The organism is Neomelitea salexigens DSM 19753 (assembly GCF_000422345.1).
Lineage (GTDB): Bacteria > Pseudomonadota > Gammaproteobacteria > Pseudomonadales > Spongiibacteraceae > Spongiibacter > Spongiibacter marinus_A.
The window spans coordinates 190139-216788 of sequence record NZ_AULP01000003.1 but is presented as its reverse complement, the minus strand read 5'-3'; the positions used below and the strand labels follow the sequence as shown (position 1 = coordinate 216788).

The 26650-nt window shown below is 55.5% G+C and carries 28 protein-coding genes; all 28 read right to left on the bottom strand.

The window, feature by feature from the left end:
- Window positions 1-3: 3 nt before the first annotated feature.
- Window positions 4-396 carry a group III truncated hemoglobin gene (locus H573_RS0106970; RefSeq protein WP_027873641.1) on the bottom strand — a complete coding sequence of 131 codons (393 nt, stop codon included), beginning with the start codon at window positions 394-396 and terminating at the stop codon, window positions 4-6.
- A 32-nt stretch (window positions 397-428) separates the two neighbouring features.
- The gene (gene der / locus H573_RS0106965; RefSeq protein ID WP_027873640.1) at window positions 429-1844 is read right to left on the bottom strand and encodes a ribosome biogenesis GTPase Der; all 1416 of its coding nucleotides are present in this window, start codon (window positions 1842-1844) and stop codon (window positions 429-431) included.
- A gap of 39 nt (window positions 1845-1883) precedes the next feature.
- A complete protein-coding gene (gene bamB / locus H573_RS0106960; protein ID WP_036256075.1) occupies window positions 1884-3035 on the bottom strand; it encodes an outer membrane protein assembly factor BamB in 1152 nt (383 codons plus the stop codon).
- A gap of 8 nt (window positions 3036-3043) precedes the next feature.
- Complete coding sequence (locus H573_RS17340; RefSeq protein WP_036255998.1) at window positions 3044-3730, bottom strand: YfgM family protein; 687 nt, start codon at window positions 3728-3730, stop codon at window positions 3044-3046.
- 25 nt (window positions 3731-3755) lie between these two features.
- The gene (gene hisS, locus H573_RS0106950) at window positions 3756-5030 is read right to left on the bottom strand and encodes a histidine--tRNA ligase (RefSeq protein WP_084497978.1); all 1275 of its coding nucleotides are present in this window, start codon (window positions 5028-5030) and stop codon (window positions 3756-3758) included.
- Window positions 5031-5060: 30 nt separating this feature from the next.
- Window positions 5061-6173 (bottom strand): flavodoxin-dependent (E)-4-hydroxy-3-methylbut-2-enyl-diphosphate synthase, encoded by a 1113-nt coding sequence (ispG, locus tag H573_RS0106945; RefSeq protein ID WP_027873637.1) that lies wholly within the window; start codon window positions 6171-6173, stop codon window positions 5061-5063.
- Window positions 6170-6946, bottom strand: coding sequence for a helix-turn-helix domain-containing protein (locus H573_RS0106940; protein ID WP_027873636.1), 777 nt, complete (start codon window positions 6944-6946; stop codon window positions 6170-6172). The genes ispG and H573_RS0106940 overlap by 4 nt, the downstream gene beginning before the upstream one ends.
- A gap of 5 nt (window positions 6947-6951) precedes the next feature.
- The gene (gene pilW, locus H573_RS0106935) at window positions 6952-7743 is read right to left on the bottom strand and encodes a type IV pilus biogenesis/stability protein PilW (protein ID WP_027873635.1); all 792 of its coding nucleotides are present in this window, start codon (window positions 7741-7743) and stop codon (window positions 6952-6954) included.
- A gap of 11 nt (window positions 7744-7754) precedes the next feature.
- Window positions 7755-8903: a dual-specificity RNA methyltransferase RlmN gene (gene rlmN, locus H573_RS0106930; RefSeq protein ID WP_027873634.1), complete on the bottom strand. Its 1149-nt coding sequence runs from the start codon at window positions 8901-8903 to the stop codon at window positions 7755-7757.
- A gap of 12 nt (window positions 8904-8915) precedes the next feature.
- Window positions 8916-9344: a nucleoside-diphosphate kinase gene (ndk, locus tag H573_RS0106925; RefSeq protein WP_027873633.1), complete on the bottom strand. Its 429-nt coding sequence runs from the start codon at window positions 9342-9344 to the stop codon at window positions 8916-8918.
- Window positions 9345-9470: 126 nt separating this feature from the next.
- Window positions 9471-9671, bottom strand: a complete 201-nt coding sequence (gene iscX, locus H573_RS0106920) for a Fe-S cluster assembly protein IscX (RefSeq protein WP_027873632.1) — start codon at window positions 9669-9671, stop codon at window positions 9471-9473.
- A gap of 28 nt (window positions 9672-9699) precedes the next feature.
- Window positions 9700-10038: an ISC system 2Fe-2S type ferredoxin gene (gene fdx / locus H573_RS0106915; RefSeq protein ID WP_027873631.1), complete on the bottom strand. Its 339-nt coding sequence runs from the start codon at window positions 10036-10038 to the stop codon at window positions 9700-9702.
- Between the two features lie 10 nt (window positions 10039-10048).
- Window positions 10049-11899 (bottom strand): Fe-S protein assembly chaperone HscA, encoded by a 1851-nt coding sequence (gene hscA, locus H573_RS0106910; protein WP_027873630.1) that lies wholly within the window; start codon window positions 11897-11899, stop codon window positions 10049-10051.
- Between the two features lie 31 nt (window positions 11900-11930).
- Window positions 11931-12467 (bottom strand): Fe-S protein assembly co-chaperone HscB, encoded by a 537-nt coding sequence (gene hscB / locus H573_RS0106905; RefSeq protein ID WP_051171074.1) that lies wholly within the window; start codon window positions 12465-12467, stop codon window positions 11931-11933.
- Window positions 12468-12561: 94 nt separating this feature from the next.
- On the bottom strand, window positions 12562-12885 hold the full coding sequence (gene iscA / locus H573_RS0106900) for an iron-sulfur cluster assembly protein IscA (RefSeq protein WP_027873628.1): 324 nt from the start codon (window positions 12883-12885) through the stop codon (window positions 12562-12564).
- A 20-nt stretch (window positions 12886-12905) separates the two neighbouring features.
- Window positions 12906-13289, bottom strand: coding sequence for a Fe-S cluster assembly scaffold IscU (iscU, locus tag H573_RS0106895; RefSeq protein ID WP_027873627.1), 384 nt, complete (start codon window positions 13287-13289; stop codon window positions 12906-12908).
- A gap of 24 nt (window positions 13290-13313) precedes the next feature.
- On the bottom strand, window positions 13314-14528 hold the full coding sequence (locus tag H573_RS0106890) for an IscS subfamily cysteine desulfurase (protein WP_027873626.1): 1215 nt from the start codon (window positions 14526-14528) through the stop codon (window positions 13314-13316).
- A gap of 59 nt (window positions 14529-14587) precedes the next feature.
- Complete coding sequence (iscR, locus tag H573_RS0106885) at window positions 14588-15064, bottom strand: Fe-S cluster assembly transcriptional regulator IscR (protein ID WP_027873625.1); 477 nt, start codon at window positions 15062-15064, stop codon at window positions 14588-14590.
- 145 nt (window positions 15065-15209) lie between these two features.
- Window positions 15210-15992, bottom strand: coding sequence for a tRNA (cytosine(32)/uridine(32)-2'-O)-methyltransferase TrmJ (trmJ, locus tag H573_RS0106880; protein ID WP_036255995.1), 783 nt, complete (start codon window positions 15990-15992; stop codon window positions 15210-15212).
- A 53-nt stretch (window positions 15993-16045) separates the two neighbouring features.
- Window positions 16046-17365 (bottom strand): tRNA lysidine(34) synthetase TilS, encoded by a 1320-nt coding sequence (gene tilS, locus H573_RS17335; protein ID WP_051171073.1) that lies wholly within the window; start codon window positions 17363-17365, stop codon window positions 16046-16048.
- 19 nt (window positions 17366-17384) lie between these two features.
- Window positions 17385-18335, bottom strand: a complete 951-nt coding sequence (gene accA / locus H573_RS0106870; RefSeq protein ID WP_027873623.1) for an acetyl-CoA carboxylase carboxyl transferase subunit alpha — start codon at window positions 18333-18335, stop codon at window positions 17385-17387.
- 83 nt (window positions 18336-18418) lie between these two features.
- Window positions 18419-21901, bottom strand: coding sequence for a DNA polymerase III subunit alpha (gene dnaE, locus H573_RS0106865; protein ID WP_027873622.1), 3483 nt, complete (start codon window positions 21899-21901; stop codon window positions 18419-18421).
- 80 nt (window positions 21902-21981) lie between these two features.
- Window positions 21982-22608, bottom strand: coding sequence for a ribonuclease HII (gene rnhB, locus H573_RS0106860; RefSeq protein ID WP_234701846.1), 627 nt, complete (start codon window positions 22606-22608; stop codon window positions 21982-21984).
- Window positions 22595-23767 carry a lipid-A-disaccharide synthase gene (gene lpxB, locus H573_RS0106855; RefSeq protein WP_027873620.1) on the bottom strand — a complete coding sequence of 391 codons (1173 nt, stop codon included), beginning with the start codon at window positions 23765-23767 and terminating at the stop codon, window positions 22595-22597. Before lpxB ends, rnhB begins: the two co-directional genes overlap by 14 nt.
- A 42-nt stretch (window positions 23768-23809) precedes the next feature.
- A complete protein-coding gene (lpxA, locus tag H573_RS0106850; protein WP_036255992.1) occupies window positions 23810-24607 on the bottom strand; it encodes an acyl-ACP--UDP-N-acetylglucosamine O-acyltransferase in 798 nt (265 codons plus the stop codon).
- Complete coding sequence (fabZ, locus tag H573_RS0106845) at window positions 24607-25047, bottom strand: 3-hydroxyacyl-ACP dehydratase FabZ (RefSeq protein WP_027873618.1); 441 nt, start codon at window positions 25045-25047, stop codon at window positions 24607-24609. Before fabZ ends, lpxA begins: the two co-directional genes overlap by 1 nt.
- A gap of 2 nt (window positions 25048-25049) precedes the next feature.
- Window positions 25050-26111, bottom strand: coding sequence for a UDP-3-O-(3-hydroxymyristoyl)glucosamine N-acyltransferase (gene lpxD / locus H573_RS0106840; RefSeq protein ID WP_027873617.1), 1062 nt, complete (start codon window positions 26109-26111; stop codon window positions 25050-25052).
- Complete coding sequence (locus tag H573_RS0106835) at window positions 26111-26620, bottom strand: OmpH/Skp family outer membrane protein (protein WP_027873616.1); 510 nt, start codon at window positions 26618-26620, stop codon at window positions 26111-26113. Before H573_RS0106835 ends, lpxD begins: the two co-directional genes overlap by 1 nt.
- Between the last annotated feature and the right edge of the window lie 30 nt (window positions 26621-26650).

Sequence of the window (26650 nt, the reverse complement as noted above, 5' to 3'; positions counted from 1 at the left end):
CCTTCAGGACGAGAGGGCTTGCTCCATATTGGTGGCGATACGCTTGGCGATCATTTTGGCCCGCTCAGTTTTGGGCCCGGCAAAATGACTATCCGCGGTTTGCTCGAAGTAGCTCAGCCAAGTTTCAAAATCGGCAGGCGATAGGGTTTGCTTGGCGTGAAGCGCACGGTGAATATTCATGGTGTGGCGCTGGTAATTATCACCGCCCAGCAGCAGTTTCTCCCAGTAAGCCTGGATCCGCGGAAAATGCTCGCGAATATCGATGTTGGCGACATCGATAAAAATGGGTGCCAAGCGCTCATCGGCCAGTAAACGCTCGTAAAACGCCTCGACAAACTCACGAATACGCTCGGGCGTATCCATATCGGCATTGGCAGGCGTAGTAGGTAAAGACATAGTCACAACGCTTTTCACGGACGATTGGCGCGTTAACGCCCGCGTTTTTTCTTGTTTTCTTTCTTCTTAACAAAGCTGACCAAACGACGCTTACGGTCTATTTGGCGCTTGCTAAGCTGATTCTTTTTGCCCTCGTAGGGGTTATCGGACGTTTTGTACTCAATGCGGATAGGCGTGCCCACCATATTCAGCTCACGGCGGAAAACCTTCTCCAGGTAGCGCGTATAGCTATTGGGCACCTTGCTGGTTTGATTGCCGTGAATCACCACTATCGGCGGGTTGTGACCACCGGGGTGGGCATAGCGCAGCTTGATTCTGCGGCCATTGATCATCGGCGGCGCATGGTCGTAGACCGCCCCTTCCAGGATCATCGTCAAACGGCGGGTTTGCAGATCCTGGGTTGCAGAGCGGTAGGCCTTTTCTATCGACTCATACAAATGCCCTACACCCGTACCATGCAGCGCAGAAATGAAATGCACTTCAGCAAAATCAATGAATTGCAGGCGGCGGTCCAACTCCGTCTTGATGCGATTTTTCTGATCGCTGGTCAGACCATCCCATTTGTTGATCGCCACCACTACCGCTCGTCCGGCGTCGACAACTTGCCCCAACAGGTGAAGATCCTGATCGACGATATTCTCGCGACCGTCCATCACCAAAATCACCACATTGGCGTCATCGATGGCCTTAAGGGTCTTAACAATTGAAAACTTTTCTACCGCTTCGTTAATGTGGCGGCGCTTGCGCACGCCTGCGGTGTCGATCAGGGTATAGGGCTCCCCGTCGCGCTCATAATTGATGTACACACTGTCGCGGGTGGTACCCGGCTGATCGTAGACGACAACGCGGTCTTCGCCGAGCATGCGGTTAACCAGGGTGGACTTACCGACATTTGGTCGGCCGACTACCGCTATTTTTTTACCGGTGGCCTTTTCTCTTTCGGCGGCTTCATCAGCTTCGGGAAACAGGGCGAGAACATCGTCGATCAGCTTGCGCACACCTTTGCCGTGCGTCGCAGTTAGAGGATAAATCGTCGAGGCGCCAGTTTGGTAAAACTCCGCCATGGCAACATTGGGGTCGGCGCCATCCACCTTATTGGCAACGAAAAATACCGGCTTCGAGCAGCCACGCAGGTGGTTGACCAGTCCCTGGTCAGCAGGCATCAAGCCGGCACGCGAATCCAGCATCAGCAGCACCGCATCCGCTTCATCAATGGCCTGCAATGACTGCTGCGCCATCGCTTCATCAATGCCCTCCTCATCACCATTAATACCACCGGTATCAATAACGATGAAATGGCGATCGCCGAGAATGGCATCGCCGTATTTGCGGTCGCGGGTCAGCCCGGGAAAGTTCGCCACCAAGGCATCGCGGCTCTTGGTTAAGCGGTTAAACAATGTAGATTTGCCCACATTGGGGCGGCCGACTAAGGCGATTACCGGAACCATACTTCTCTTACCTGAATATACACCGCGTCAGCCAATCAACTATCGATCGGTAACTTTATACGCTACCAATTTACCGCTGTTGCCGTAGACATAAAGCAGTTTTCCATCCACCGCCATGGGCGCTCGCAAGCCGTCGCTGTCTACCCGCGTGCGGCCAATAAGCTGGCCATCTAATTGCCCCAGCAGGTGCAAGTAGCCGTCAAAGTCGCCAACCGCAACAACACCGCTTAACGCCGCCGGCTCTGTTAAGCGCCGACGCGCCAATACGGTTTGCGTCCAAACAATGCTCTGGCCACCTTCCGCAATCGCGCTGACACCGCCTTCGGCATCAACCACGTAGATGTTACCGAGTGCTTCGGCCGCGCCCACGTAGCTGGAATTGTCTTTTGCCCACAATGGCCGACCGCTGGCAGTATCAATGGCGATCACTTTGCCCTGATAACCGTTAACGACCACTATTTGCTCGTTTTCAATCAACAGCAAGCGGCCGTCGACGTCGACCAGACGATCGATTTCAGTACTGCCCTGTGCGACCGCTACGCGCTGTTCCCAACGCACGGTGCCAGTATCGGCGTCCAGAGCAATAATACGGCCATTGGCCAAGCCCACCAAGGCAACACCGCGAACAATCACCGGGCTGCTGGTGCCGCGCATCGTAAGGCGAGGAACCTGGGAGGTATAGGTCCACAGACGCTCTCCCGACTCGGCATTAAGGCCATGTACCAAGCCGCTGTAGGTTTGCACCACAACAACGCTGCCATTGCCTGCCGGTGCGCCAAGTACCTCACCACTGACCGCCGTGCGCCACAGCTCGTCGCCACTGAGGCGGTCCAGCGCGACCACTTCACCATCGGCAGTTCCCACATATAACTGCGTCGAAGCAACACCCACGCCACCGGAGATGTTCAGCTCGTGGTATTCCTTCCAAAGTTTTTTGCCGGTCTTTTTATTCAAGGCCGCGACACCACCATCTGCCGAGGCAATGAAAATTTCATCGCCATCGATAGCTGGTGCAATACGGTAGTAGGACTCCCCTTGCCCGTCTCCCAGAGAGTAAGACCAAACTTTCTTGAGTCGTTTTTGCTCTTCAAAGCTTGTCAGCGGCGCGGGGTCGCTGCTTTTCGGGGTCGAGGAACACGCCGCCAGCACACTACCTAGCAGAATGAATACGAGTGGGCGCAACAGTGACATAGCCATTCCTAGTTTTGAGCCGTGGTATTTTTGTCAGCGCCTTGTTCGGCGGCCAAGCTGTTAATTTTCATTTTTAACAGCGGATTGTTCAGCGGATTTTCCTGTTGACGATTAATAGCGTCAGCCTGGCGGTACACCTCAAGTGCAGCAGCCTTGTCGCCCTGCGCACGCATCACGTCGCCCTGCAGTTCCAGGGCCTGTACAGCAGCACTGCCGTCTTTCAGCCCCTCAGCAATCGCCAGTGCGGCATCGAGTTCGCCCTTGGCAAATTGGACGCGAGCCAAGCGCAACTGCGTTTGCGCCTTTATCGCCGCATCAGGCCCCTGCGCCAACACCCAGTTCAGCTCGGCTTCTGCCGCGTCGTAATCACCGTCATTGACAGCATATTTCGCCTGGATAAGCGCCGCGTATTGGGCATAGCTATGGCCTGCAAACCCGTCTTTGAGCGTATTCGCCAAGTGCTCAGCAGTTTCGCGCTTGCTGCCGTTACTTTGCACGGCGGCATCGGCCTGCAGCAGATTCTCATACAGCACCGAGGCCTCGGCGGCGCGGTCAGCCTGATAGTTATTCCAGCCGCGCCAGCCAAATACCAAGCTCAGCGCAATGGCCACGCCCAGCACGGTAGACTTGCCGTTTTCGCGCCACCAATGCTTGATAGCTTCTACTTGTTCTTCTTCTGTACGGTAGGTTTCCACGTTCTTCCTCAAGCCTTCAGCTGTCTTACGACAGCGTTGTTTTAATATGTTCAGCCAGGTCGCTGATAGCCAATTGTTGCTGGTTCGGTTCACCGCGCAAGACCTTGACCGTTACCTGCTCGTTGGCCAGCTCGTCTTCACCAAGCACAACGGCAACGGCAGCGCCGCTTTTATCGGCTTTCTTAAACTGGCTTTTAAAGCTGCCACCACCACAATTAAGCACGACCTTCACCGCAGGCAGCGCGTCTCGCAGAGACTCCGCCAGGCTCAGAGCGCGAACTTCGCAGGCTTCACCATTGGCGATGATATAGACATCAGCGAGGGGTTTTGATTCCGGCAGGGCCTCCAGGGTTTCCAGCAGCAGACACAGCCGCTCCAAACCCATTGCAAAGCCCACCGCCGGAGTCGCTTTGCCGCCCAATTGTTGCACCAGGCCATCGTAGCGTCCGCCGGCGCAAACCGTTCCTTGAGCCCCCAGCGCCGTCGTCGTCCATTCAAACACTGTGAGGCCATAGTAATCCAGCCCCCTTACCAGTTTCGGGTTAAGGGTGTAGCCCAGGCCGGCCGCGTCCAAGCGCGCACAAAGGCCATCGAAGTGTGCCTTGGAGGCATCGTCTAAATAGTCAGACAGTAACGGCGCATCGCTCAGCAAGGCCTGAGTTTCGGGCACTTTACTGTCGAGAATCCGCATCGGGTTTGTGTCCAAACGACGCTGGCTGTCAGCGTCTAACTGGTCTTTATACTGGCTGAGATAATCCACCAAGGCCTGACGATAGCGGCCGCGGGACTCGCTGTTGCCAATGCTGTTTAATTCCAGCGTCAGGGCATCGCTGATTCCCAACTGCTGCCACAGGCGTGCGCTGAGCAAAATCAGCTCAGCATCTATGTCGGGGCCATTTAAGCCAAAGGTTTCGACACCAATCTGATGAAATTGACGCAAGCGCCCCTTCTGTGGGCGCTCGTGACGAAACATCGGCCCGGCATACCACAGCCGCTGAACTTGATTGTGCAGCAAGCCGTTTTGGTCGCAGGCGCGAACACAGCTTGCGGTGCCTTCCGGGCGCAAGGTCAGACTATCGCCGTTGCGGTCTTCGAAGGTATACATCTCCTTCTCGACGATATCAGTAACCTCGCCGATAGAGCGCTTAAAAAGCTCAGTTTGCTCCAAAATCGGGAAGCGAATTTCCCGGTAGCCGTAGCGCGCCAACAGCGCCGCCACTGTGGACTCCAGGTACTGCCATAACGGCGAGTCCTCGGGGAGGATGTCATTCATCCCGCGGATCGATTGAATTCTAGCCAAGTGTTTACCTATTACCACTGCACCCGATGCTTAGCTGCGGGCGATCAGGTCCTTGTCTTGTTGTTCTTTGAGAGCCACTTTTTCGCGGATCAGCTTTTCAAGATGATCCACCAACTCGGGGTTTTGCACTTTGTGGTCTTTCTGGCCGTTAACGTACACCAGGTTATTGGGCGTACCGCCAGTCAGGCCAATTTCCGCTTCTTTCGCTTCACCAGGGCCGTTAACAATACAGCCGATCACGGCAACATCGAGAGGCGTGGTGACATCTTCCAAGCGCGATTCAAGTTCGTTCATGGTGCCAATAACATCAAAGTTTTGGCGGGAGCAACTCGGACACGCGATGAAATTGATGCCCTTGGTGCGCAGCTTCAGGCTCTTGAGGATTTCGTAACCAACTTTTACTTCCTCTACCGGGTCAGCAGCCAGCGACACACGAATCGTGTCGCCGATGCCATCCATTAATAGCATGCCAAGGCCCACGGCAGACTTGACGGTACCACCGCGCAGGCCACCGGCCTCGGTAATACCCAGGTGCAGAGGCTGTTCAATTTGACTGGCAATTTGCCGATAGGCCGCCACCGCCATAAAGACATCGGAGGCCTTCACACTCAGCTTGTAGTCTTGAAAGTCGAGGCGATCGAGAATGTCGATGTGGCGCATCGCCGACTCAACCAATGCCTCGGGGGTCGGCTCGCCATACTTGCGCTGCAGCTCTTTTTCCAATGACCCGGCATTCACGCCAATACGAATGGGTATATTGCGCGCTTTTGCCGCGTCGATAACGGCGCGCACGCGATCTTCCCTGCCGATATTGCCCGGGTTGATTCGCAGGCAATCCACGCCGTATTCCGCGACCTTCAATGCAATTTTGTGATCGAAGTGAATATCGGCCACCAGCGGCACATTGACTTGCTCGCGGATCTTTTTGAAAGCTTCTGCGGCGTCCATGCTCGGCACCGAAACCCGCACGATATCTGCACAGGCTTCTTCCAGACGTCGAATTTGCGCCACCGTCGCATCGACATCGCAGGTGTCGGTATTCGTCATACTCTGCACCGAAATCGGTGCGTCGCCGCCCACGGCGACATCGCCGATAAATATCTGGCGAGACTTGCGGCGTTTAATGGGTGATTCCATCTTCATAATTCACCAATCTGCACACGCACGGCGTTGCTTTCTGCCAAGCCATTGAGGTCAACAGCCTGCTGGTTATAGGTAATGTCCAGTGCCGGCCAATACGCAATGGCGATTTGCACTGGCCCTTGGAGTTCGAATTCCTGCTTTTGCCCGGCGTCGATATTGCCGCTGAACTGCATAACGTTGTTAGCATCGCGCACTTCCACCCAGACCGTTTCGTCGGCGAGCAGTGTCATGCTGACATCATGCAATAGTTCGGGCGGGACTCGCAGGGCCGTGCCGCTGTCCGGAAGTTGCAGCAGCGACTCACCCAGCGATGGCCTTGCGCGCAACTCTACCAGTGGCGCATAGCGCTCCTCAATCAAGCTGAGCTGTATTTCCGGCTGTTTTTGACTATTGAAGAGCAGCACGCTCAGCCCCCAAAACAGCAGCGTTCCCAGCAGGGCAAACAGTAACTTTGCCTGACCCGGCGCACGAGTTTGCCCCTGCGGGCGCTTTTTGGCGGCCTGCTCTTCATCGCGACGGCAAATACGCTCGCAGTCGTTGAGCAGGGGGGCTTCGTCCAACCCAAAGTAACGCGCGTAGCTGCGTATATATCCCCGGGCAAACATCGGCGAGTTAAAACGGGAGTAGTCGTTACTTTCCAGCGCCTCAACGTGCGTCTTCAACAGGTTCAGTGCCTCGGCCACCTCGTCAACACTTTTGCCGGCGCTCAGCCGTGCATCGAGCAACACGGACCCGGGAGGCGCGGTATAATTATCGTTTAAACCCTGGCCCATAGCCCTTACTGCCCCACCGAGTTTAGCGAGGCTTTATACAGCAGATATTCTTCTGATTTAGGGTAAAGATTTTTTAACGCCAGTACATTGCTCGCATAGGCATCGCGGTCGTCAAAAATCTGCGCCAGGCGAATTCCCAGCCACAGCGACGCCGCTGAGGGGCGAACGCCCTGCTCACGAAAGGCATCGTAAAAGCGCTGAGATTCCGGGTATTTTTTCTGGCGATAGGCCACTTCAGCCATCGACAGCAAAACTTGCGCATTGCTGCTCTGCATTAGGAGCGCGCGCTTGAAGGCGGCTTCAGCCTTGGGCAATTCCTCCAACTTCAAGTAGCAGCGCCCAAGGTTGATAAAGGCTTCTAAACGACGTTCGTAAAGTAGTTCAGCGGTAACAATTTCGAGATTTTCAGCGGCCTCGCGATACTGCTCTTGCTGGTACAAAAACGCCGCAAAATTGTTGCGAATGCGCATCGACTTAGGCGCTTCAGCCACTGCGCGCCGGTAATACCTCTCTGCCATCTCAAGCTCTCCAGTATTCTGGTATACCAGAGCGAGAGCTTCCATGGTTTCGGCGTTATGAGGGTTGCTCGCTTCAACGTATTGAAGGTGGCGCTTTGCCTGCTCCCAATTGCCTTGGGCGATATAGCTTTTCGCGAGCTGAAGTGAGGTCTCGTAAGCTTTCTGCTCGTCGGCTTTCTCGGCGAAGCCGCCCTTGTGAGTCGTTACACACGCAGACAGTAACGCCGCCAACGCACAGCTCACCACGATTAATGGGTACTTTTTCGGTCCTGCTGGCACCTGTGCCCCCTTTACATCACCCGAATGATTTGTGTTTCTTCCGCTTTTCGACGATGACGCTCGGCGCGACGAGTGCGGTCTTGCACCTGACCGGCTAGCTGGCCGCAGGCGGCGTCAATATCGTCGCCACGCGTCGTTCTCACAGTCGTCACGTAACCGGCGTCGGTCATCACCTGCCAAAATCGCGATACCGCCGACTTGGAGGGACGCTGATAGTCTGACAGAGAAAAAGGGTTAAAGGGGATAAGATTGACCTTACAGGGTAAATCACGCAAGACCTGAGCAAGCTCTCTTGCCTGATCCATGCTGTCGTTCACCCCTGCAATAAGCGTGTATTCTACGGTGACCACACGATGTTTGTCTGGCTGCTTATCGAGGTAACGACGACATGCCGCCAACAATTCTGCTATCGGGTAGCGGCGGTTGATCGGTACCAACTCATTGCGAAGCGCGTCATTAGGAGCGTGAAGTGACACCGCCAGTGACACCTCCGATACGTCGCCCAGCTTATCCAGCATCGGCACCACACCCGATGTGCTGAGCGTAACCCGGCGCTTGGACAAACCGTAACCGAAGTCGTCCATCATCAGGTTGGTGGCATCGACCACATTTTCAAAATTCAGCAGGGGCTCGCCCATGCCCATCATCACCACATTGGTGACGACGCGATTCTTACCGGGGCCAAAGGCATCGTAGGATTTGATTGCCAACCACACCTGGCCGAGAATCTCTGAGGCGGTGAGATCCCGCTGGAAACCCTGTTTACCCGTCGAACAAAAACTGCAATCGAGGCTGCAGCCGACCTGAGATGACACGCACAACGTGCCGCGCTGGCCGTCGGGAATAAACACCGTTTCAACTAAATTATTGCCGCCGACTTCAATTGCCCACTTTCGCGTGCCGTCCTTTGAGTCGAGCTGGCGCACCACTTTTGGCGGACGAATCTCGGCAAGCTCGCCCAGTTTGGCACGCAGCGCCTTACCGAGGTTGCTCATTTGCTCGAAATCGTCAACACCGGAGTGGTGAATCCACTTCAGGATTTGCTGGGCACGGAAGGGCTTCTCGCCAATGGAGACCAACCAAGCCTCCATTTTTGAGCGCGTCATTCCAAGCAGGTTTACCCGCTCAGTATGTTGAGTGACTGCCTCTTGCACTTCCATGCCCCACCCCTCTTATGCGCGCTCGCAGAGCTCGCTAGTGGCAAAGAAGTAAGCAATTTCACGCGCCGCAGACTGCTCAGAGTCAGAGCCGTGTACTGCATTGGCATCGATAGACTCGGCGAAATCAGCGCGAATGGTGCCTGCTTCCGCTTCCTTCGGGTTTGTTGCCCCCATCAGCTCGCGGTTTTTCAAAATTGCGCCTTCACCTTCAAGCACCTGTACAGTGACAGGACCAGAGGTCATGAAGTCAACCAGAGCGGGAAAGAATGGACGCCCTTTGTGCTCAGCGTAGAAGCCTTCGGCTTGCTCGCGGCTCAAGCGCAGCATTTTTGCCGCGATGATTTGCAGGCCCGCTTTTTCAAAGCGGCTGTAAATCTCACCGACAACGTTTTTGGCAACTGCATCGGGTTTTACAATGGAAAGGGTGCGTTCAACGCCCATTTGAGTATCTCCAGCTTAAAGTTCAAAAATTGGGGCAAGCCCCCGAAAAATCGACGGAATTATACGCGTATTCGCCCCAAATAGGTACGCAGTCGCTGCGCTGGGCTCAGGCACAATTACCGAGGGCTAGTCGCGCTCGTCCAGCCACGCAGCTTGAATCGCCTCCAGCACTTTCTCGCCACTGCGCTTGGGGTCATCATCGAACTCATCTAGCTCCACAACCAGGCGGTGCAGATCCACAAAGTTAATGTATGTTGGGTCAATATCAGGGTGCTTTTCAGCAAGTTCAATGCCGATATCCAGTACATCCGTCCATTTTATGCCCATGATTTACTCCACTTGCGACGCATAAAATCTAATGGCGTTCCGACACCATATTGATGGTGTAACGCGGTATTTCAACCACGAGGTCTTTATCCGTTACGACCGCTTGGCAGCTGAGCCGAGACTCCGGCTCCAGCCCCCAGGCTTTATCCAGCATATCTTCTTCAAGCTCGTCGGCCTCATCGAGAGACTCAAACCCTTCGCGAACGACAACGTGGCAGGTCGTGCAGGCACAGGACTTCTCGCAAGCGTGTTCAATGTCGATACCATTGGCTAGCATGGCGTCGCAGATGGTCTCGCCGCTGGCAACTTCCAGCACCTCACCTTCTGGACAAAGCGTCTCGTTTGGCAATACAACTATGCGCGGCATGATGCGCTCCTTACAGTTCGTCTACTCGCCGTCCGGCGAGGGCTTTTTTGATACTCGCGTCCATACGGCGCTCCGCGAAGGTTTCACTCGCAGCACCTACGATTTCTATTTGGCGGGCGATACTCGCCGCACTACCACTGGCTTTTTCATTATGGAGCTGTTCCATCTTGGCCAGCAGCTCGCGCTGCTCTTCTTCACTGAGCAAGGCCTCGCCGTCGGCCAGCAGTGCCGCAGACAGCGACTGCAACAGCGCCTCTGCTTCGACCTGTTGCTCGCGAAGCGCACGCGCTTCTTTGTCTTCACCAGCGGCATCGAACGACGCCGTCAACATATCGGCGATATCGGTGTCACTGAGCCCGTAAGAAGGCTTAACTTGAATCTGGCTCTCTACGCCAGTGGTTTCTTCTCGGGCTGACACTTGCAACAAACCATCGGCATCAACCTGGAAAGTCACCAGTATCCGCGCGGCGCCGGCGACCATCGGCGGAATACCACCAAGCTCGAAGCGCGCCAGTGATCGGCAGTCGTCGACCAGCTCTCGTTCGCCCTGCACCACGTGAATGGCCATGGCCGTTTGACCATCTTTAAAGGTGGTAAATTCCTGGGCCATCGCCACCGGGATAGTGGTGTTGCGATGAATCACCTTTTCGGTCAAGCCGCCCATGGTTTCAATACCTAAGGACAGGGGAATGACATCGAGAAGCAGGGTTTCGTCGCCGCTGCGATTACCGACCAGCTGGTCGGCCTGCGAGGCCGCTCCCAGCGCTACCACCTTGTCCGGGTCAAGGTCGACCAACGGCTCACGGCCAAACCACTGGGCGACACGTTCGCGCACACGCGGCACCCGCGTCGAGCCACCGACCATCACCACGTTAAGAATATCGTCACTGCTTAGCTTGGCATCACGCAAGGCTCGTTTGCAGGCGCGGATAGCGCGATCAATTAAGGGATCCACCAGCGCATTGAATTGCTCTCGCGCTAATGACAGCGTCTGCTCAGCAACACGCAATTCTGCCGTCTCTGCGCTGGTCAAGCATTCTTTGGCGGCGCGGCAGGCATCGAGTAATTGGCGGCGCTGGCGCGCATCGAGGTTCGACTCGCCGGCCTGCTCCATTGCCCAGGCAGCAATAACCTGATCAAAGTCGTCACCGCCCAAGGCAGAATCGCCCCCCGTGGAAAGCACTTCAAAGACGCCTTTACTCATCTGCAACACAGAAATATCGAAGGTGCCACCACCCAGGTCGAAAACGGCAATGGCGCCCTCTTCTTTCTCATCCAGACCATAGGCAACTGCGGCTGCAGTGGGTTCGTTAAGCAGGCGCAGCACATTCAGTCCAGCCAGCTTAGCCGCATCTTTGGTTGCCTGGCGCTGACCGTCATCAAAATACGCAGGCACTGTGATAACAGCGCCCTGAAGCTCGCCACCTAAACTCTGCTGAGCGCGCTCAGCCAGCGCGCGGAGAATTTCTGCTGACACTTGCACCGGCGAGCGCACTCCCGCGCGTGTGTTCAAGCTCACCATTCCCTCAGTATCGATCAACTCATACGTCGACAACTGCTCGGTGGCACTGACATCGGCGTAGCTGCGCCCCATTAAACGCTTCACTGACGCCAGCGTATTGCTGGGGTCTTCGGCCGCAAACGACTGTGCCTCGTCCCCTACAACCACATTGCCACTGTCCGCGTAGTGAACCACGGATGGCAGCAGTGCGCGCCCTTGCTCGTCGGCCAACACTTGCAAGCTGCCGTTTCGAAAGGTGGCAACAAGGGAATTCGTCGTCCCCAAATCGATACCAACCGCAAGTTTGCGCTGATGGGGCTCAGGGCTCTGTCCCGGCTCAGAAATTTGCATTAACGCCATATTGTCTTTCCATTTGCTGCTGTGAACGGAGCTAAAAATCCAGCAACTCGCCTTCTTTTTGTTCCGCTTCGTAGCGCAGCTTTTCTAAAAATTGCAGCTTGGCATAACTCGACTTTGCTGCATCGTAGTCACCAAGCTCATAGAAGCCCTGAAACGCTTGCCGTTGAGACCTCAAGGCATTATCCACATCGGCATAAAAACGATCGAGTGCCTGCTCCGGGTCTTCCGCGCTATGCAAGTCCGACAACTCCTCGCGAAGCTGCATTTGTTGCATTAGAAACTCAGGGTCCTGAAAGGTGGTGGCACTGGTGTCGACGGCGTGTCCCGCCAGTTTGAGCATATAGGCCGCCCGCCGGGTTGCCGAGCGAAGCGTTTCGTAAGCTTCGTTAATTTGCGCCGACTTTTGCACAGCCAACAGGCGCTGGCGCTCGTCACCACCGGCAAAACGGTCTGGGTGAGCACTGCGCTGCAACTGCCGATAGCTTGCCGTCAGCGCAGCCTGGTCAATGTCGTACGACTTTTCCAACCCCAGCAAAGTAAAGAAATCCAGTTGAGAGCCCTCACTCACAATTCACCCCATGGCAAAAAAAAACGCCGCCCCATATACGCAAAAGGCGCGATCGGCATAAACCGAAACGCGCCAGCAGATGCCGACAAGCCTGTTAAACGGTAAAACTTTCCCCGCAACCGCACTCTGCAGACACATTCGGATTATTAAACTTCAAACCCTCGTTGAGCCCTTCTTTAACGAAGTCCAACTCCGTACCGTCGAGGTAAACCAAGCTTTTGGGGTCAATAAACACCGACGCGCCAAAGGCCTCGAATACTTTGTCTTCCGCCTGCACTTCATCGACGAACTCAAGCACGTATGCCATACCGGAACAGCCTGACGTGCGCACGCCCAAGCGAATTCCCAGGCCGCGCCCTCTGCCGGCAAGCTGCCGCTTTATGTGCTCAGCGGCAGACTCTGTCAGCGATATTTTCATTGCTTCAGCCACCATGCGACTTAAGCACCCTTCTTCTTGCGGTAGTCCGTAATGGCAGCCTTAATTGCATCTTCCGCCAACACGGAGCAGTGGATCTTCACCGGCGGCAGCGCCAACTCTTGTGCGATCTCGGTGTTTTTAATGTGCTCGGCTTCATCAAGCGTTTTGCCTTTAACCCACTCGGTAAGCAGTGAACTAGAGGCAATGGCCGAACCACAACCGTAGGTCTTAAACTTGGCATCTTCGATAACGCCTTCGTCGTTGACCTTGATCTGCAGACGCATCACATCACCACAGGCAGGCGCACCCACCATGCCGGTGCCAATTTCATCACTGGCATCATCAAACTTACCGACGTTACGCGGGTTTTCGTAGTGGTCGAGTACTTTTTCACTGTAAGCCATTTGTCGTCCTCCTCCGGAGCTACCTTAGTGGGCAGCCCATTCAATGCTGTCTAAATCAACGCCGTCTTTGTACATATCCCAAAGAGGAGACAGCTCTCGCAATTTGTCTACCGCTTTGCGCACCTGTTCAACGGCATAGTCCACTTCCTCGTCGGTGGTGAAACGACCGAACGAGAACCGCAGCGAACTGTGCGCCAGCTCATCATTCAAACCCAGCGCGCGGAGCACATATGAGGGCTCCAAGCTGGCTGAGGTACACGCTGACCCCGATGACACCGCCAAGTCTTTCAGCGACATGATCAATGACTCCCCTTCAACAAAAGCCAAACTAATGTTGAGGTTGCCCGGCAAGCGCTGCTCTATAGAGCCGTTAACATGAACCTGCTCAATGTCTTTGAGGCCATTCCAAAAGCGCTCGCGAAGTGCCAGCGAGTGCGCGGCATCCTTTTCCATTTCCTGGCGGCAAATTTCGCACGCTTCACCCATACCCACTATTTGGTGGGTCGGCAGTGTGCCAGACCGCATACCGCGCTCATGACCACCACCGTGCATCTGCGCTTCCAGGCGCACACGCGGCTTGCGGCGCACGTAAAGCACACCAATGCCCTTAGGGCCGTATAGTTTGTGAGCCGAAATGGACAGCAAATCGACCTTCATTTCAGCCAAATCGATGGGCAGTTTACCCGCGGTTTGCGCGGCATCGACGTGAAAGACAATTTTGCGCTCACGGCATAATTCGCCGATTGCCGCGATGTCGTTAATTGTGCCGATTTCGTTATTGGCGTGCATGATGCTGACGAGCACGGTGTCGTCGCGCAGCGCCTCTGCCACGGCCTCTGGCGTAATAATGCCATCGGCATTCGGGTCCAGGTAGGTCACATCAAAACCTTCGCGCTCCAACTGGCGACAGGGGTCAAGAACCGCCTTGTGCTCAATCTTCGAGGTAATAATATGCTTGCCCTTCTTGCTGTAGAAGTGCGCCGCACCTTTAACCGCCAGATTATTGGACTCAGTCGCACCCGAGGTCCAAACAATTTCTCGCGGGTCAGCGTTGAGCAGATCAGCCACCTGGCGGCGCGCATTTTCCACCGCTTCTTCCGCCTTCCAACCAAACAGGTGAGATCGCGACGCGGGATTGCCGAACACGCCTTCAGTGGTCAGGCACGCCATCATCTTTTCAGCAACACGCGGGTCTACCGGCGTGGTTGCGGAATAATCCAGATAAATTGGCAACTGCATATTTCTCTCCTCGTATCGGGGCGCTGTATCGCCCCTCGCGCCGCAGCGCGTTTGAATGCTTAATCGATGGCGGTCAGCACGATCGTTTGCTCGGACTCGCCCCGCAGCCGTTGCCGCGCCGAGACCGCCTGTACATCTCTACGCTGTACCAAGCTCGCTAGACTGATATCACTGAGAAAATGATGAATCTGCTCGCTTAAATCAGACCACAAGTGATGCGTTAAACAGGTGTGGCCGTCCTGACAATCGCTCTGCCCCGAGCAGCCCGTGGCATCGACCCGCTCGTCCACGGCATCGATAATTTCGGCCACAAAAATTTCTTCACCTGGCCGACTTAATCGATAACCACCGCCAGGGCCGCGTATACTCCGCACCAACTCCCGGCGCCGCAGCTTTGCAAACAACTGCTCAAGGTACGACAAAGAAATATCCTGACGACTGGAAATATCAGCCAGACTGATAGGGCCTCGGTCGCCATATAGCGCCAAGTCGAGCATCGCAGTAACTGCGTATCGTCCTTTCGTCGTTAATCGCATAAACGTACCTAATCTCCGTAGGGAGATTATGCAATAACCGAGTATTTCTATCAACTATTTACCCGATTAATTTAGTCGGGTATGTCGCAGGAACGCGACGGGGCGGCGGCGCATTATAGCCCCTGGGGGCCGCGCACTCCACTTTCTAGCCTTCCTGCCCGCCATCCTCGCCACGCTCTTTGGCTTTGCGCACCCAGTATTGGGTAGACGTGAGTATGCCGCGCAGAATATTGACCTCCATCTCATCGAGGCGGGTGCGCTGATACAAGCGCCGGAGGCGAAGCATCAGCTTTTTGGGTGCCTCAGCGCGCAGGAAATTGATGTCGTAGAGCGTTTCCTCAAGGTGCACCAGATAACGCTCCAGTGCCTCAGCCTCGGCTACCGGCTGATCCCACTCGGCCATCGCATTCGCATCCAGCTCGCCAGCCACCTGCAACATGCGCAATTCATACGCCATAACCTGCACGGCCATACCCAGGTTAAGTGAGCTGTATTCGGGGTTAGAGGGGATGTGTACATGTAAATTGCAGCGCTGGAGCTCTTCATTAGTCAGCCCCCTGTCCTCGCGACCAAACATTAGCGCGACGCGATGGCCGGCGCCGGCCTCGCGATACACCTCCTCCATGCAATGGCGCGGATTAAGCAAGGGCCAGGGCACAGTCCGCTCCCTGGCACTGGTACCGACGACCAAATGACAATCGGCAATCGCTTCATCGAGGGTTTCACAAACGACAGCATTGTCGAGAATATCGCCGGCACTCGCCGCCCGCCAAGTTGCCTCATCGTGGGGAAATTTGCGCGGCGCAACCAGATACAGCTGCGACAGGCACATATTTTTCATGGCGCGAGCAACCGCACCGATATTACCGGGGTGAGAAGTATTGACCAGCACAATGCGGACATTATCGAGAGAGTGAGTATCTGTCATGGTTGGCGCCTTGATTACAAGCCGCGCATTCTACCAGAGGCTGAAGCAGGGAGTCAGTGCCCGGCGACATCCTGCCAACACACTCGCCAGCCATCGCCCTTCGGCGCAGCAAAGCCCTCGCACACCGCCAGATCAGCAACCGCCGCCAATACCCCATCGCAGTAGATAAGAGGCAAACGTGCGCGCTGCAGGGGTGGCAAATCCCACTGCTGGAGCAGTTTTTTGAGCGAGCGATGATGCCCCTCACCGGCAAGCTGACAACGCTCACCACCGCGGCGAAATTCAATAGTCACCTTACCCCTAGGCAAAAATACCCCGCCACGACGCGCAGACAACACCCCATACGGCAGGCGAAGGGGCTCCGTCAGCGACCATTGCACAGCCTGAGGATGAGGCTGTTCGGCGACATCTTTGGGCTCAACATACAAACGCTGCCGGTGACGATAAAACCGCCACTGGCCGTGCACGACTTGCGGTTGAGCATCCGCCCGGGATTCGAGAAACTGCTCGGCAAACATATGAAGTTGCGCCTGCTCCAGGCGCAACTGACAGCGACTGCGTAAAAAATGATTAAGCAGTGGCAGCTGTTTGTGGGCGGGAACGTGTAAGAGTCGCGACAAATCCAGTGCGGCACCGTCCATCAGCGCCCCAAGATCCGCCTCTAGGTACTCATCAAGCAGAGCTGCACTGTCCGCGCTGTGTTCAGCCACGCGAGCAAAGCTGCGGCGGTATGCTGGCCAGCGCGCCGCCAGTAAAGGCATGACGTGATGACGCAGGTAGTTGCGGTCATAACTCGCCTGGGCATTGCTGGGGTCCTCATCCCAATCCAGCCCCTCCCGCTGCGCGAATACTGACAAACGCTCTCGGGGAACTGCCAACAATGGGCGAAACAAGCGCCCCGCACCCAGCGGCCGCAGGCGGGGTATTCCCGCCACGCCCTGCAATCCTGCCCCCCTTAACATGCGTTGCAACACGGTTTCAGCCTGGTCATCAAGATGGTGGGCAAGTAACAACACATCGCCGCGCTGCAATGTCGACTCAAAGGCATGGTATCGAGCCCGTCTGGCTGCGGCTTCCGGGCCCTCACCGCCTTCACTCACCACCACCCGGTGGACGAGCAAGGGAATATCGTGGGCATCACAGAGCGCACGACAATGCTGCTCCCATTGATCAGCGGCATCTTGCAAGCCGTGGTTAACGTGCACAACGTGAACGGGGGGGAAGTTGCGACACTGCTCTCGCAGTCGCAGCATAATATCCAGCAGCACCCGGGAATCCAGGCCACCGCTGTAAGCCAGCCAATAACGCTCAGGCCGCTCGAGCAAAGCCAAGGCGGCCTGAACCTCGCTGGCGAGGTCGAAATGATCCGTCATAACACGACGGCCTCACTCGCTACACGGTGCCGTATGACATCAAACGCTGGTAGCGAATGTCCAGCAACTCAGACTCCGGCAGCGCCTGCAAAGACTCCAACTGCTTCAGGATGTGCTCTTTCACCCGCTCGGCGCTGGCATCAATGTCGCGATGCGCGCCGCCCTGGGGCTCGGGAATGGTGGCATCAACGATGCCGAGTTCTTCCAACACCGTAGACGTCAAACCCATTGCTTCAGCGGCATCGGGCGCAAACTCAGTGCTCTTCCAAATAATATTGGCGCAGCCCTCAGGGGAGATCACGAAATAGGTAGAGTATTGCAGCATGGCAATATGATCGCCCACACCGATACCCAGTGCACCACCCGAGCTGCCCTCACCAATCACGATACAAATGATGGGCGTTTTCAGTCGCGACATTACCGCCAGATTCTGGGCTATGGCCTCGGAGATACCGCGCTCTTCACTGTCGATACCGGGATACGCCCCCGGGGTGTCAATGAGCGTAACGATGGGCAGCTTAAAGCGCTCCGCCATCTCCATCAGTCGAAGCGCCTTGCGGTACCCCTCTGGCTTTGGCATGCCAAAGTTACGCTTAACCTTTTCAGTGACACCGCGCCCCTTCTCTTGACCGATCACCATCACCGGCTTGCCATCGATTTTGCCAATTCCTCCGACAATGGCGGAATCATCACCAAAATGGCGATCGCCATGCAGCTCGTCGAAATCGGTAAAAATGCGCCGGATGTAGTCTAGGGTGTAGGGGCGCATAGGGTGACGCGCGATCTTTACGACATCCCAAGGACGCAGCGAAGAAAAAATCTTTTCTGTCAGCTTGCTGCTCTTATCCTTCAGCTTGGCGATCTCTTCACCAATATTGATATCGTTGTCGTTACCCACCAACTGAAGCTCTTCAATTTTGGCTTCCAGCTCGGCAATCGGTTGTTCAAAATCGAGATAATTCGGGTTCATCGCTCTGTTTTATTCGCTCTGTTGACGTCCGCCCATATTTTATCATTTTTCAATATGGGACCATTCATGGCGGTGATTATACGTTAATCGTATTTGATCACCACGTTATTTGCTCCACAGTCTTCGCGCAAGCGGATTAACATATCCTCCTGAGGCAGAATTCGCCATTCCGCCCCCAACCGCAACCGCCCCTCCCCTTCGGGCCGACTATAGCGAATCACCACTGGACAGCTGCCACCGCGCACCGTACTCAAGGCCGACTTTACCCGCTGCAATTGTTCACTGCTGCTGTGCTCGGCAGTCAATGCAATTTCCAGCTCCTTGGCGTGGTGCTCTCGCGCCTCTGCCAGGCTGCGCAGTGACTTCACGCGCATTTTCTTTCCGCCGCTGTATTCGTCGAAACTGCACACGCCTTCGACTACCAGCACCGCATCTTTGACAAGTTTTTCGCGGCACTCCTCGTACACGTCAGAGAACAAGGCAACCTCAATGCGAGCACTGCGGTCATCGAGTAGCAAAAACGCCATGGTATCGCCGCGTTTGTTTTTCATGGTGCGCATATTGACCGCCAAACCGGCAACCGTCTGCGGGTGCTTTTCCGGATTCAGGTCGACGATGCGGCGCGGCACGAAGCGCCTGAGTTCCGCCTCGTAGTCATCAATCGGGTGCCCGGTAACATAGAGCCCAAGGGTATCTTTTTCGCCCTGTAATCGCTCTTTGGTCGTCCAGCGCCTGGCGTCGCGAAACTCAGCGTAGACATCGCGATTCTCAACCGACAGGGTGTCGCCGAACAGGTCGACCATACCGCTCTCGACATTGCGCGCCGCTTGCTCAGCGACCTGCACCGCCTCCGGCATGGCAGCCATCAGTACGGCTCGATCCTCGCCCAGGTCGTCGAAGGCGCCGCTGCGAATAAGCGCCTCAATCGCCCGCTTATTGACTTTCCGGGGATCGGTCCGCTCACAGAAATCGAACAGGTTTTTAAAGGGACCACCGCTATTGCGCGCGGCAATAATGCTCTCCACCGGGCCTTCGCCCAGCCCCTTGATTGCCCCAAGGCCATAGACAATCTGGCCGCGATCATTGACGGTGAACATATACTCACCCTCATTGACCGAGGGCAGCTTATAGTCCAGCTTCATCTCGCGGCATTCTTCGATGAAGATAACGATTTTGTCGGTGTTATCCAGTTCCGAGCTCATCACCGCCGCCATGAAGGGCGCTGGGTAATGCGTTTTCAGCCACGCGGTTTGATAGGAAACCAAGGCGTAGGCAGCGGAGTGCGACTTGTTAAAGCCGTAGCCCGCAAACTTCTCCATGAGGTCGAAAATATTCGACGCCAAGTCTTTATCAAAACCCTTCTCGACAGCACCGGCAAGGAACAAGCCCCGCTGTTTTTCCATCTCTTCGGGCTTTTTCTTACCCATTGCCCGCCGCAGCAAGTCAGCGCCACCCAGGGTATAACCGCCCATCTCCTGTGCGATCTGCATAACCTGCTCTTGGTATAGGATGATGCCGTAGGTGGGCTGCAAGATTGGCTGCAAACATTCGTGCTGGTACTGCGGGTGGGGGAAGGCCAGCTCGGCGCGGCCGTGCTTACGGTTGATAAAGTCATCAACCATGCCCGACTGCAGCGGCCCCGGCCGGAACAATGCCACCAGTGCGATGATGTCTTCGAAACAGTCCGGTAGCAGCTTTTTAATCAGCTCCTTCATGCCTCGGGATTCCAGCTGGAACACCGCCGTGGTTTCCGCTGACTTCAACAAGTCGAAGGTCTTCTTATCCTCCAGCGGAATCGCCATGATATCCAGCGGCTGCTCGCCAATCTTGTCGCGCTGAGCATTGATGATCTTCAAGGCCCAGTCGATGATGGTCAGGGTTCGCAGCCCCAGGAAGTCGAACTTGACCAGCCCGGCATCTTCAACATCGTTTTTGTCGAATTGCGTTACCAGCCCGCCGCCGCTCTCATCGCAGTACAGTGGCGCAAACTCGGTGAGTTTACTCGGTGCAATCACCACGCCGCCCGCGTGTTTACCAACACCGCGCACGACCCCTTCCAGCTGTACCGCCATATCCCAGATTTCCTGGGCTTGCTCGTCGCTGTCTAAAAACTCCTTGAGGGCCGGCTCTTGCTCCAACGCTTTTGCCAGCGTCATTCCCACTTCAAAGGGAATCAATTTAGAAAGCTTGTCAGCCAGGCCGTAGGACTTGCCCTGCACCCGCGCCACATCGCGAACAACCGCCTTCGCCGCCATGGTGCCAAAGGTGATGATCTGACTAACCGCATCGCGGCCATAATTGTCGGCAACATAACTGATAACCCGGTCGCGGCCTTCCATGCAGAAGTCAACGTCAAAGTCGGGCATGGAAACCCGCTCGGGGTTTAGGAAGCGCTCGAACAGCAGGTCGTACTCAATGGGATCGAGGTCGGTGATTTTTAGCGCGTAGGCAACCAACGAGCCCGCCCCGGAGCCCCGCCCTGGACCAACGGGGATATCATAGTCTTTGGCCCACTGGATGAAGTCCATCACGATCAGGAAGTAACCCGGGAAGCCCATCTGGAGGATGATATCGAGCTCGAAATCCAGCCTGTCGCGGTATTCCTTCTCTGTTTCCGCAAAGCCCTCAGCACTGCGATCAAACAAGAAATCCAAGCGTTCATCGAGGCCCTTGTGACAAAGCTCGCGGAAGAACTGCTCCTGGGTCATTCCCTCCGGAATTGGGTACTCCGGAAGGTAGTAGGTGCCGAGCTTAACGGTCAGGTTGCAACGCCTGGCAATTTCAACACTATTCTCCAGTGCCTCGGGAATGTCGGAAAACAGCTCAAGCATTTCCTCCGCGCTGCGCAGGTACTGCTCATCGCTGTAATTGCGGGGACGGCGCGGGTCGTCCAGCACTCGGCTATCGCGAATACACACCCGCGCCTCATGAGCTTCGAACTCATCACTGCGAATAAAGCGCACATCATTGGTGGCAACTACCGCGCACCCCGCCTGGGCCGCAAGCTGAACAGCGGCATGGATATAGTCGTCTTCATTGGCACGCCCGGTGCGCTGCAGTTCGAGGTAATAGCGATCACCAAATACCGACAACCAGCGATCGAGCCGCTGGCGCGCCAACTCCAGCTTATTGTTTACCAATAGCTGGCCCACATCCCCGTCGCGACCCGCCGACAGCGCAATCAAGCCATCATTGGCTTCCTCTATCCAACTGCGATAGACGTAGGGCTTACCCTGCCACTGCCCCTCCAGATAGGCCCGGGAAATTAACTCGGTTAAGTTCCGGTAGCCCGTTTCATTCTGCACCAGCAGACACAGCGTGCTAATTTGCTCGGGATCGTTGTCGTCACGCACCCAAAGGTCGCTACCGTAAATGGGCTTGATTCCGTTGCCTTGCGCGGCTTTCTGAAATTTGATGAGCGCGTAGAAATTACAGATATCGGTCAACGCAACCGCCGGCATCCCCATTGTCGCGGTGTGCTTACACAGGTCCTTAACCCGCACCAGGCCATCCACCAAGGAGTACTCGGAATGAACGCGCAAGTGGACAAATTTCTCGTTTAACATCGTAGCGTCCCGGAGCCTGTAACACTGTTGGCTTTGCGCTGATTCACCGGCAATAACCCCAGCGCAATCAGCTGCCTTATTTAGGATTCTTCTAAAAGCGCCCTGACCGGCGCATAGCTACGCCGATGTATTGGGCTAACGCCAAGGCGTTTCAGCGCCTCAAGATGCGCCTTCGTCGGGTAGCCCTTGTGACCGGCAAGACCATAACCCGGATATTGGACATCCATCGCCTGCATTTCTCGGTCGCGAACAACCTTGGCAAGAATCGAGGCAGCGGCAATTGCCGCTACCCGGCTATCACCTTTGACCACTGCCTCGGCGCGGTAGCGCCACTGCGGCAGCCGATTGCCATCGACCAGCACCAATTCGGGCTCTAGTTCGGCGCCCTGGTAGCGCAAACCTTCCACTGCACGCTTCATTGCCAGCAGACTGGCGTGCAGAATATTTAAGCGATCAATTTCTTCCACGCTTGCTCTTGCAACGCAATAGCTGAGGGCGCGCTCGCGGATGATATCAAACAGGGCTTCGCGTTTTTTCTCGCTTAATTTTTTAGAGTCATTCAGACCCTCAATCGGCTGCAGCGGGTCAAGTACCACCGCGGCCGCAACCACATCGCCGCACAGCGGCCCCCTACCCACCTCGTCGACACCCGCCGTGAGTCGCGGGTAATCCGGTGCATCGGCAAACAGGTCATCAGTCTGCACGATTAGCAGACTCCTGTTGAGACACACCGGCAATGGCGAGAATTTCGCTGGCCGCACGCTCACTGGCATTGCGCGCCAGGTCCTGATGAATGCGCCGAAACTCAGCCAGCAGGGTCTCCCGGTGATTTTCATTGCTTAGCTGTTCAAGAATCAGCGGTCCTATCACCTCCGCCGACACTTCGTCTTGCAACAACTCCGGCACCAGCGCCCGTTGTGCGAGTAAATTAGGCAGCGAGAAAAATGGCGTTTTGACCAGACGTGACAGCAGTGCATAACTCATTTTACTAAAGCGATAACACACCACCATGGGGCGCTGCAGCAACAGTGCTTCCAAGCTGGTTGTCCCCGACGCCATCAATACCGCGTCGGCGGCCGCCATTACGGTCCGAGACTCACCCAACACCACGCGCACCGGCAAGTCGGCAGTTTGCTGGGCAATGGCATCCAATATCTGGCGTTTTCTGTCAGCGTTGGCAGCAGGCACGATAAATTCGATATTGGGAAGCGATCGACGCAGCCACTGCGCGGTTTCCAAAAAGATGGGAATCAATTGAGACACTTCGCCAGCGCGACTCCCCGGCAACAGCGCTACCACTGGGTTATCCCCTTCTATCGACAGGGATTGCCGCGAGGCTTCACGCTGATCGTCAAACGGAATTTGATCGGCTAAAGGGTGACCCACGCAGCTCACTGGCACACCGTGCTCTTGGTAAAAACTTTGCTCAAACGGGAACAGCGTCAGCATGTGATCCACCGCTTTCGCAATGGTTTTGATTCGACCCTGACGCCAGGCCCACACAGAGGGGCTGACATAATGCACAGTGCGAATACCGCGCTCGCGCATACTGCGCTCGACATTCAGCGTAAAGTCCGGCGAATCAATACCCACCACTACATCTGGCTGCCATGCAATAAGGTGGCGCTTTAGGTGGCGGCGAATACGCAACAGCTCCGGCAAGCGCTTCAAGGGCTCGGTAAAGCCCATGACCGACAGGCGATCCATATCGCAAATAGAGTGAAAGCCCTGCGCGATCATCAAGGGGCCGCCGATGCCCTCAAACTCTGCCTGAGGAAAGCGCTGGCGAATGGCGCGTATCAAGTCGGCGCCGAGAATATCGCCGGAGGCCTCGCCGGCGATCAAACCGATTTTGAGAGGAGTCATATCGCAATCAATGCCGGCGCACCGGCCCTTGGTTGATAGCGCTTATCGAACAATACCGCGCTGTGACTGTTTCAGGGAGGCTGCCATCAATTCCACTTCCGGGTGCTCCGCGATCAGCGGTTGCAGCGCATTCAGCGCCTCGTCGACGGTTAAGCCCTGGCGGTAGATAATCTTGTAGGCGCGACGAATAGCGCTGATCGCGTCGCTGCTGAAACCACGGCGCTTCAGGCCTTCCACGTTAATGGTCTTGGCCTCAGCCGGGCTACCGCTGACGGTAACATAGGCAGGAACGTCTTTGCTGATATGACAACCAAACCCGGAAAAACTATGGGCGCCTATCGAGCAGAACTGATGGACCAGCGAATAGCCGCTGAGAATCGCCCAGTCACCGACAACAACGTGCCCCGCCAACGAAGCGTTGTTGACCATAATGCAATGATCGCCAATCACCGAGTCGTGCCCCACGTGTGCATAGGCCATCAACAAGTTGTTGCTGCCGATCACGGTCTTACCCAGGTCCTGCACCGTGCCGCGGTGAATCGTAACCCCCTCGCGAATCACGTTATTGTCACCAATGATCAGCTCGGTCGGTTCGCCTTTGTACTTCAGGTCTGGCGTGTCCTCGCCCACCGTGGAAAATTGGTAAATCGTATTGTTCTTGCCGATGCGGCTCGGCCCTTTGAGCACAACGTGCGAGCGCACGTCGCAGCCTTCGCCCAGCTCAACACCTGGACCAACAATCGTCCACGGACCGATTTTTACATTCGCACCAATGACCGCCGTGGGGTCAATGATCGCGCGCGGGTCGATCTCCGCGCTGGCATCAATATGGCCTGGCATCACTTCTTCCGATCAATACATAAAATGGTTGCCGAGCAGGCCAACGTATCCTCAACATAAGCCTGACACTCAAATTTCCACAGCCCTTTGCGGTCTGAGACGTACTGAGCTTTCAGGATCAGCTGGTCGCCGGGGACAACCTGTCGCTTGAAACGCGCGTTATCGACGCCGGCAAACATGTAGATCGAGCCATCGGAGGGCTTTTTATCGAGCGTTTTAAACCCGAGAATGCCAGCGGCCTGAGCCATTGCCTCAATAATCAACACGCCGGGCATAATCGGCAAGCCAGGGAAGTGACCGTTGAAATGGTTTTCATTTCCGGTAACGTTTTTAATTGCAACGATCGACTCGCCAAGCGTCAACTCGACGACTTTATCTACCAATAAAAAGGGGTAGCGGTGAGGGAGGTATTCCTGAACCTCATTTATATCCATAACCATGCTCAATCTCTTTCCTCGTGCAGCGTTCGCAGTTCTTTTTCCATCGCCTGAACACGGCGATACAAATCATCAAGCTTGGACAGTCTGGCAGTGTTCTTTCGCCACTGCGCAGACGGCATTAGAGGACTGCCACCACTAGAATAGGAGCCGGCCTCACTAATCGATTTTGTGACCAGGCTCCGGGCGGTAAGATGAACGCCATCGGCGATACGGATATGCCCAACCACACCAATATTGCCCGCCAAGGTACAGTTCTTACCAATGACGGCACTGCCCGCAACCTGACAGCAGGCTGCCATTGCCGTACCCGCGCCCACTTCAACATTGTGAGCGATCATGGTGAAGTCATCCATGATGACGCCGTCGCCAATGACGGTGTCGTTGAGCGCACCTCGATCAATACAGGAATTCGCGCCAACTTCCACCCGGTCGCCAATGCGCACGCCACCGAGCTGATGTATTTTCACCCAACCCTGCTTAGAAGGCGCAAAGCCAAATCCGTCGCCGCCAATGACCACGCCGGAGTGGACAACACAGGACTCACCAATACTGACACCGTGGTAGACAGTGACATTGGCATGAAGGTAACTGCATTTACCCACGCTACTGCCCCGTCCCACTATCGTCCCGGCGCTGATCACCACATTTTCGCCGATGATCGCGCCCTCTTCGATAACGCAGTTGGCGCCAATACTGGCACTGGCGTGAATGTTTTCCGACATAACAACGGCAGAGGGGTGGATACCGGCGCGGGGCTTTTCGAGAGGATCGAATAACGCGCTGGCTTCCGCGTAGGCAAGATAGGGATTCGCCGACACAATCACAGCAATCTCTGGCCGCGTTTCATTTGCATGGCTGACCATATCGGGGTGAATAATCACCGCTGCTGCTGCCGTCTCAGCCAACTGGCTGCGGTACTTGGCATTGGCGAGAAAACTCAGCTGCGAGGAACTCGCATTGTCCAGCGCCGCCATGCCGGTCAATACCAAGTTGCCGTCTCCTTCGTACGGCAACTTCAGCAAGCCCGCTAAATCAGCAAGGCGCAAAGACTTTTGCTCAGCCATTATTTTGCCTGATTGAGCTTGTCGGCAACTTTAGCAGTAATGTTATATCCCGCATCGGCGTGCATTACCGCCTTAGCTGGCAGCAGTAAACCGATGTTTTCTTCTTTAATAATTTCGGGCAGCAGCTTCTGAAGCTTGGGTCCAACTTCTTTCATGATGGTCTGCACTTCCTGCTGCTGTGCAGCTTCGATCTTACGAGCCAAGTGCTCGCCGTCAGAGCGTTTTGAATCGATCTGATTCTTGGCCAGTTGGCGCTGCTCTGCACTCATGATCTCAATGTCTTTTTGCAGTTTTTGCACGAGCTTTTCGTAGTCTTTGCGCACTGTCTCAAGCTCGGACAAGTTGTTCTTGAATTCCTTCTGATTACGCAGCGCGTTCAAACGTTGCTTAGCAACATCAGTATTGAGAACCGCCGCTTCCAAATCAAAAACCGCGATGCGCCCCTGGGCCAGGGCAACGGAACCCCACAGCATTGCTACCATTAAAACGGCAAATTTAACTACCTTCATGTAACACTCCTAAACATTATTCTATGTAGG

Bases quoted from the DNA above. Each gene is read 5' to 3' on its own strand.
- ndk (WP_027873633.1), bottom strand. From the start codon at position 9,344: ATGGGCGTTGAACGCACCCTTTCCATTGTAAAACCCGATGCAGTTGCC.
- lpxD (WP_027873617.1), bottom strand. From the start codon at position 26,111: ATGGCTGAGCAAAAGTCTTTGCGCCTTGCTGATTTAGCGGGCTTGCTG.
- H573_RS0106835 (WP_027873616.1), bottom strand. From the start codon at position 26,620: ATGAAGGTAGTTAAATTTGCCGTTTTAATGGTAGCAATGCTGTGGGGT.
- H573_RS0106890 (WP_027873626.1), bottom strand. From the start codon at position 14,528: ATGCAGTTGCCAATTTATCTGGATTATTCCGCAACCACGCCGGTAGAC.
- lpxB (WP_027873620.1), bottom strand. From the start codon at position 23,767: ATGACTCCTCTCAAAATCGGTTTGATCGCCGGCGAGGCCTCCGGCGAT.
- hscA (WP_027873630.1), bottom strand. From the start codon at position 11,899: ATGGCGTTAATGCAAATTTCTGAGCCGGGACAGAGCCCTGAGCCCCAT.
- dnaE (WP_027873622.1), bottom strand. From the start codon at position 21,901: ATGTTAAACGAGAAATTTGTCCACTTGCGCGTTCATTCCGAGTACTCC.
- H573_RS0106940 (WP_027873636.1), bottom strand. From the start codon at position 6,946: ATGGGCCAGGGTTTAAACGATAATTATACCGCGCCTCCCGGGTCCGTG.
- iscA (WP_027873628.1), bottom strand. From the start codon at position 12,885: ATGAAAATATCGCTGACAGAGTCTGCCGCTGAGCACATAAAGCGGCAG.
- iscR (WP_027873625.1), bottom strand. From the start codon at position 15,064: ATGCGATTAACGACGAAAGGACGATACGCAGTTACTGCGATGCTCGAC.
- iscU (WP_027873627.1), bottom strand. From the start codon at position 13,289: ATGGCTTACAGTGAAAAAGTACTCGACCACTACGAAAACCCGCGTAAC.
- tilS (WP_051171073.1), bottom strand. From the start codon at position 17,365: ATGACGGATCATTTCGACCTCGCCAGCGAGGTTCAGGCCGCCTTGGCT.
- bamB (WP_036256075.1), bottom strand. From the start codon at position 3,035: ATGTCACTGTTGCGCCCACTCGTATTCATTCTGCTAGGTAGTGTGCTG.
- trmJ (WP_036255995.1), bottom strand. From the start codon at position 15,992: ATGACAGATACTCACTCTCTCGATAATGTCCGCATTGTGCTGGTCAAT.
- iscX (WP_027873632.1), bottom strand. From the start codon at position 9,671: ATGGGCATAAAATGGACGGATGTACTGGATATCGGCATTGAACTTGCT.
- fabZ (WP_027873618.1), bottom strand. From the start codon at position 25,047: ATGGTTATGGATATAAATGAGGTTCAGGAATACCTCCCTCACCGCTAC.
- H573_RS0106970 (WP_027873641.1), bottom strand. From the start codon at position 396: ATGTCTTTACCTACTACGCCTGCCAATGCCGATATGGATACGCCCGAG.
- fdx (WP_027873631.1), bottom strand. From the start codon at position 10,038: ATGCCGCGCATAGTTGTATTGCCAAACGAGACGCTTTGTCCAGAAGGT.
- der (WP_027873640.1), bottom strand. From the start codon at position 1,844: ATGGTTCCGGTAATCGCCTTAGTCGGCCGCCCCAATGTGGGCAAATCT.
- ispG (WP_027873637.1), bottom strand. From the start codon at position 6,173: ATGAAGATGGAATCACCCATTAAACGCCGCAAGTCTCGCCAGATATTT.
- rlmN (WP_027873634.1), bottom strand. From the start codon at position 8,903: ATGGAAGTGCAAGAGGCAGTCACTCAACATACTGAGCGGGTAAACCTG.
- accA (WP_027873623.1), bottom strand. From the start codon at position 18,335: ATGAACCCGAATTATCTCGATTTTGAACAACCGATTGCCGAGCTGGAA.
- lpxA (WP_036255992.1), bottom strand. From the start codon at position 24,607: ATGCCAGGCCATATTGATGCCAGCGCGGAGATCGACCCGCGCGCGATC.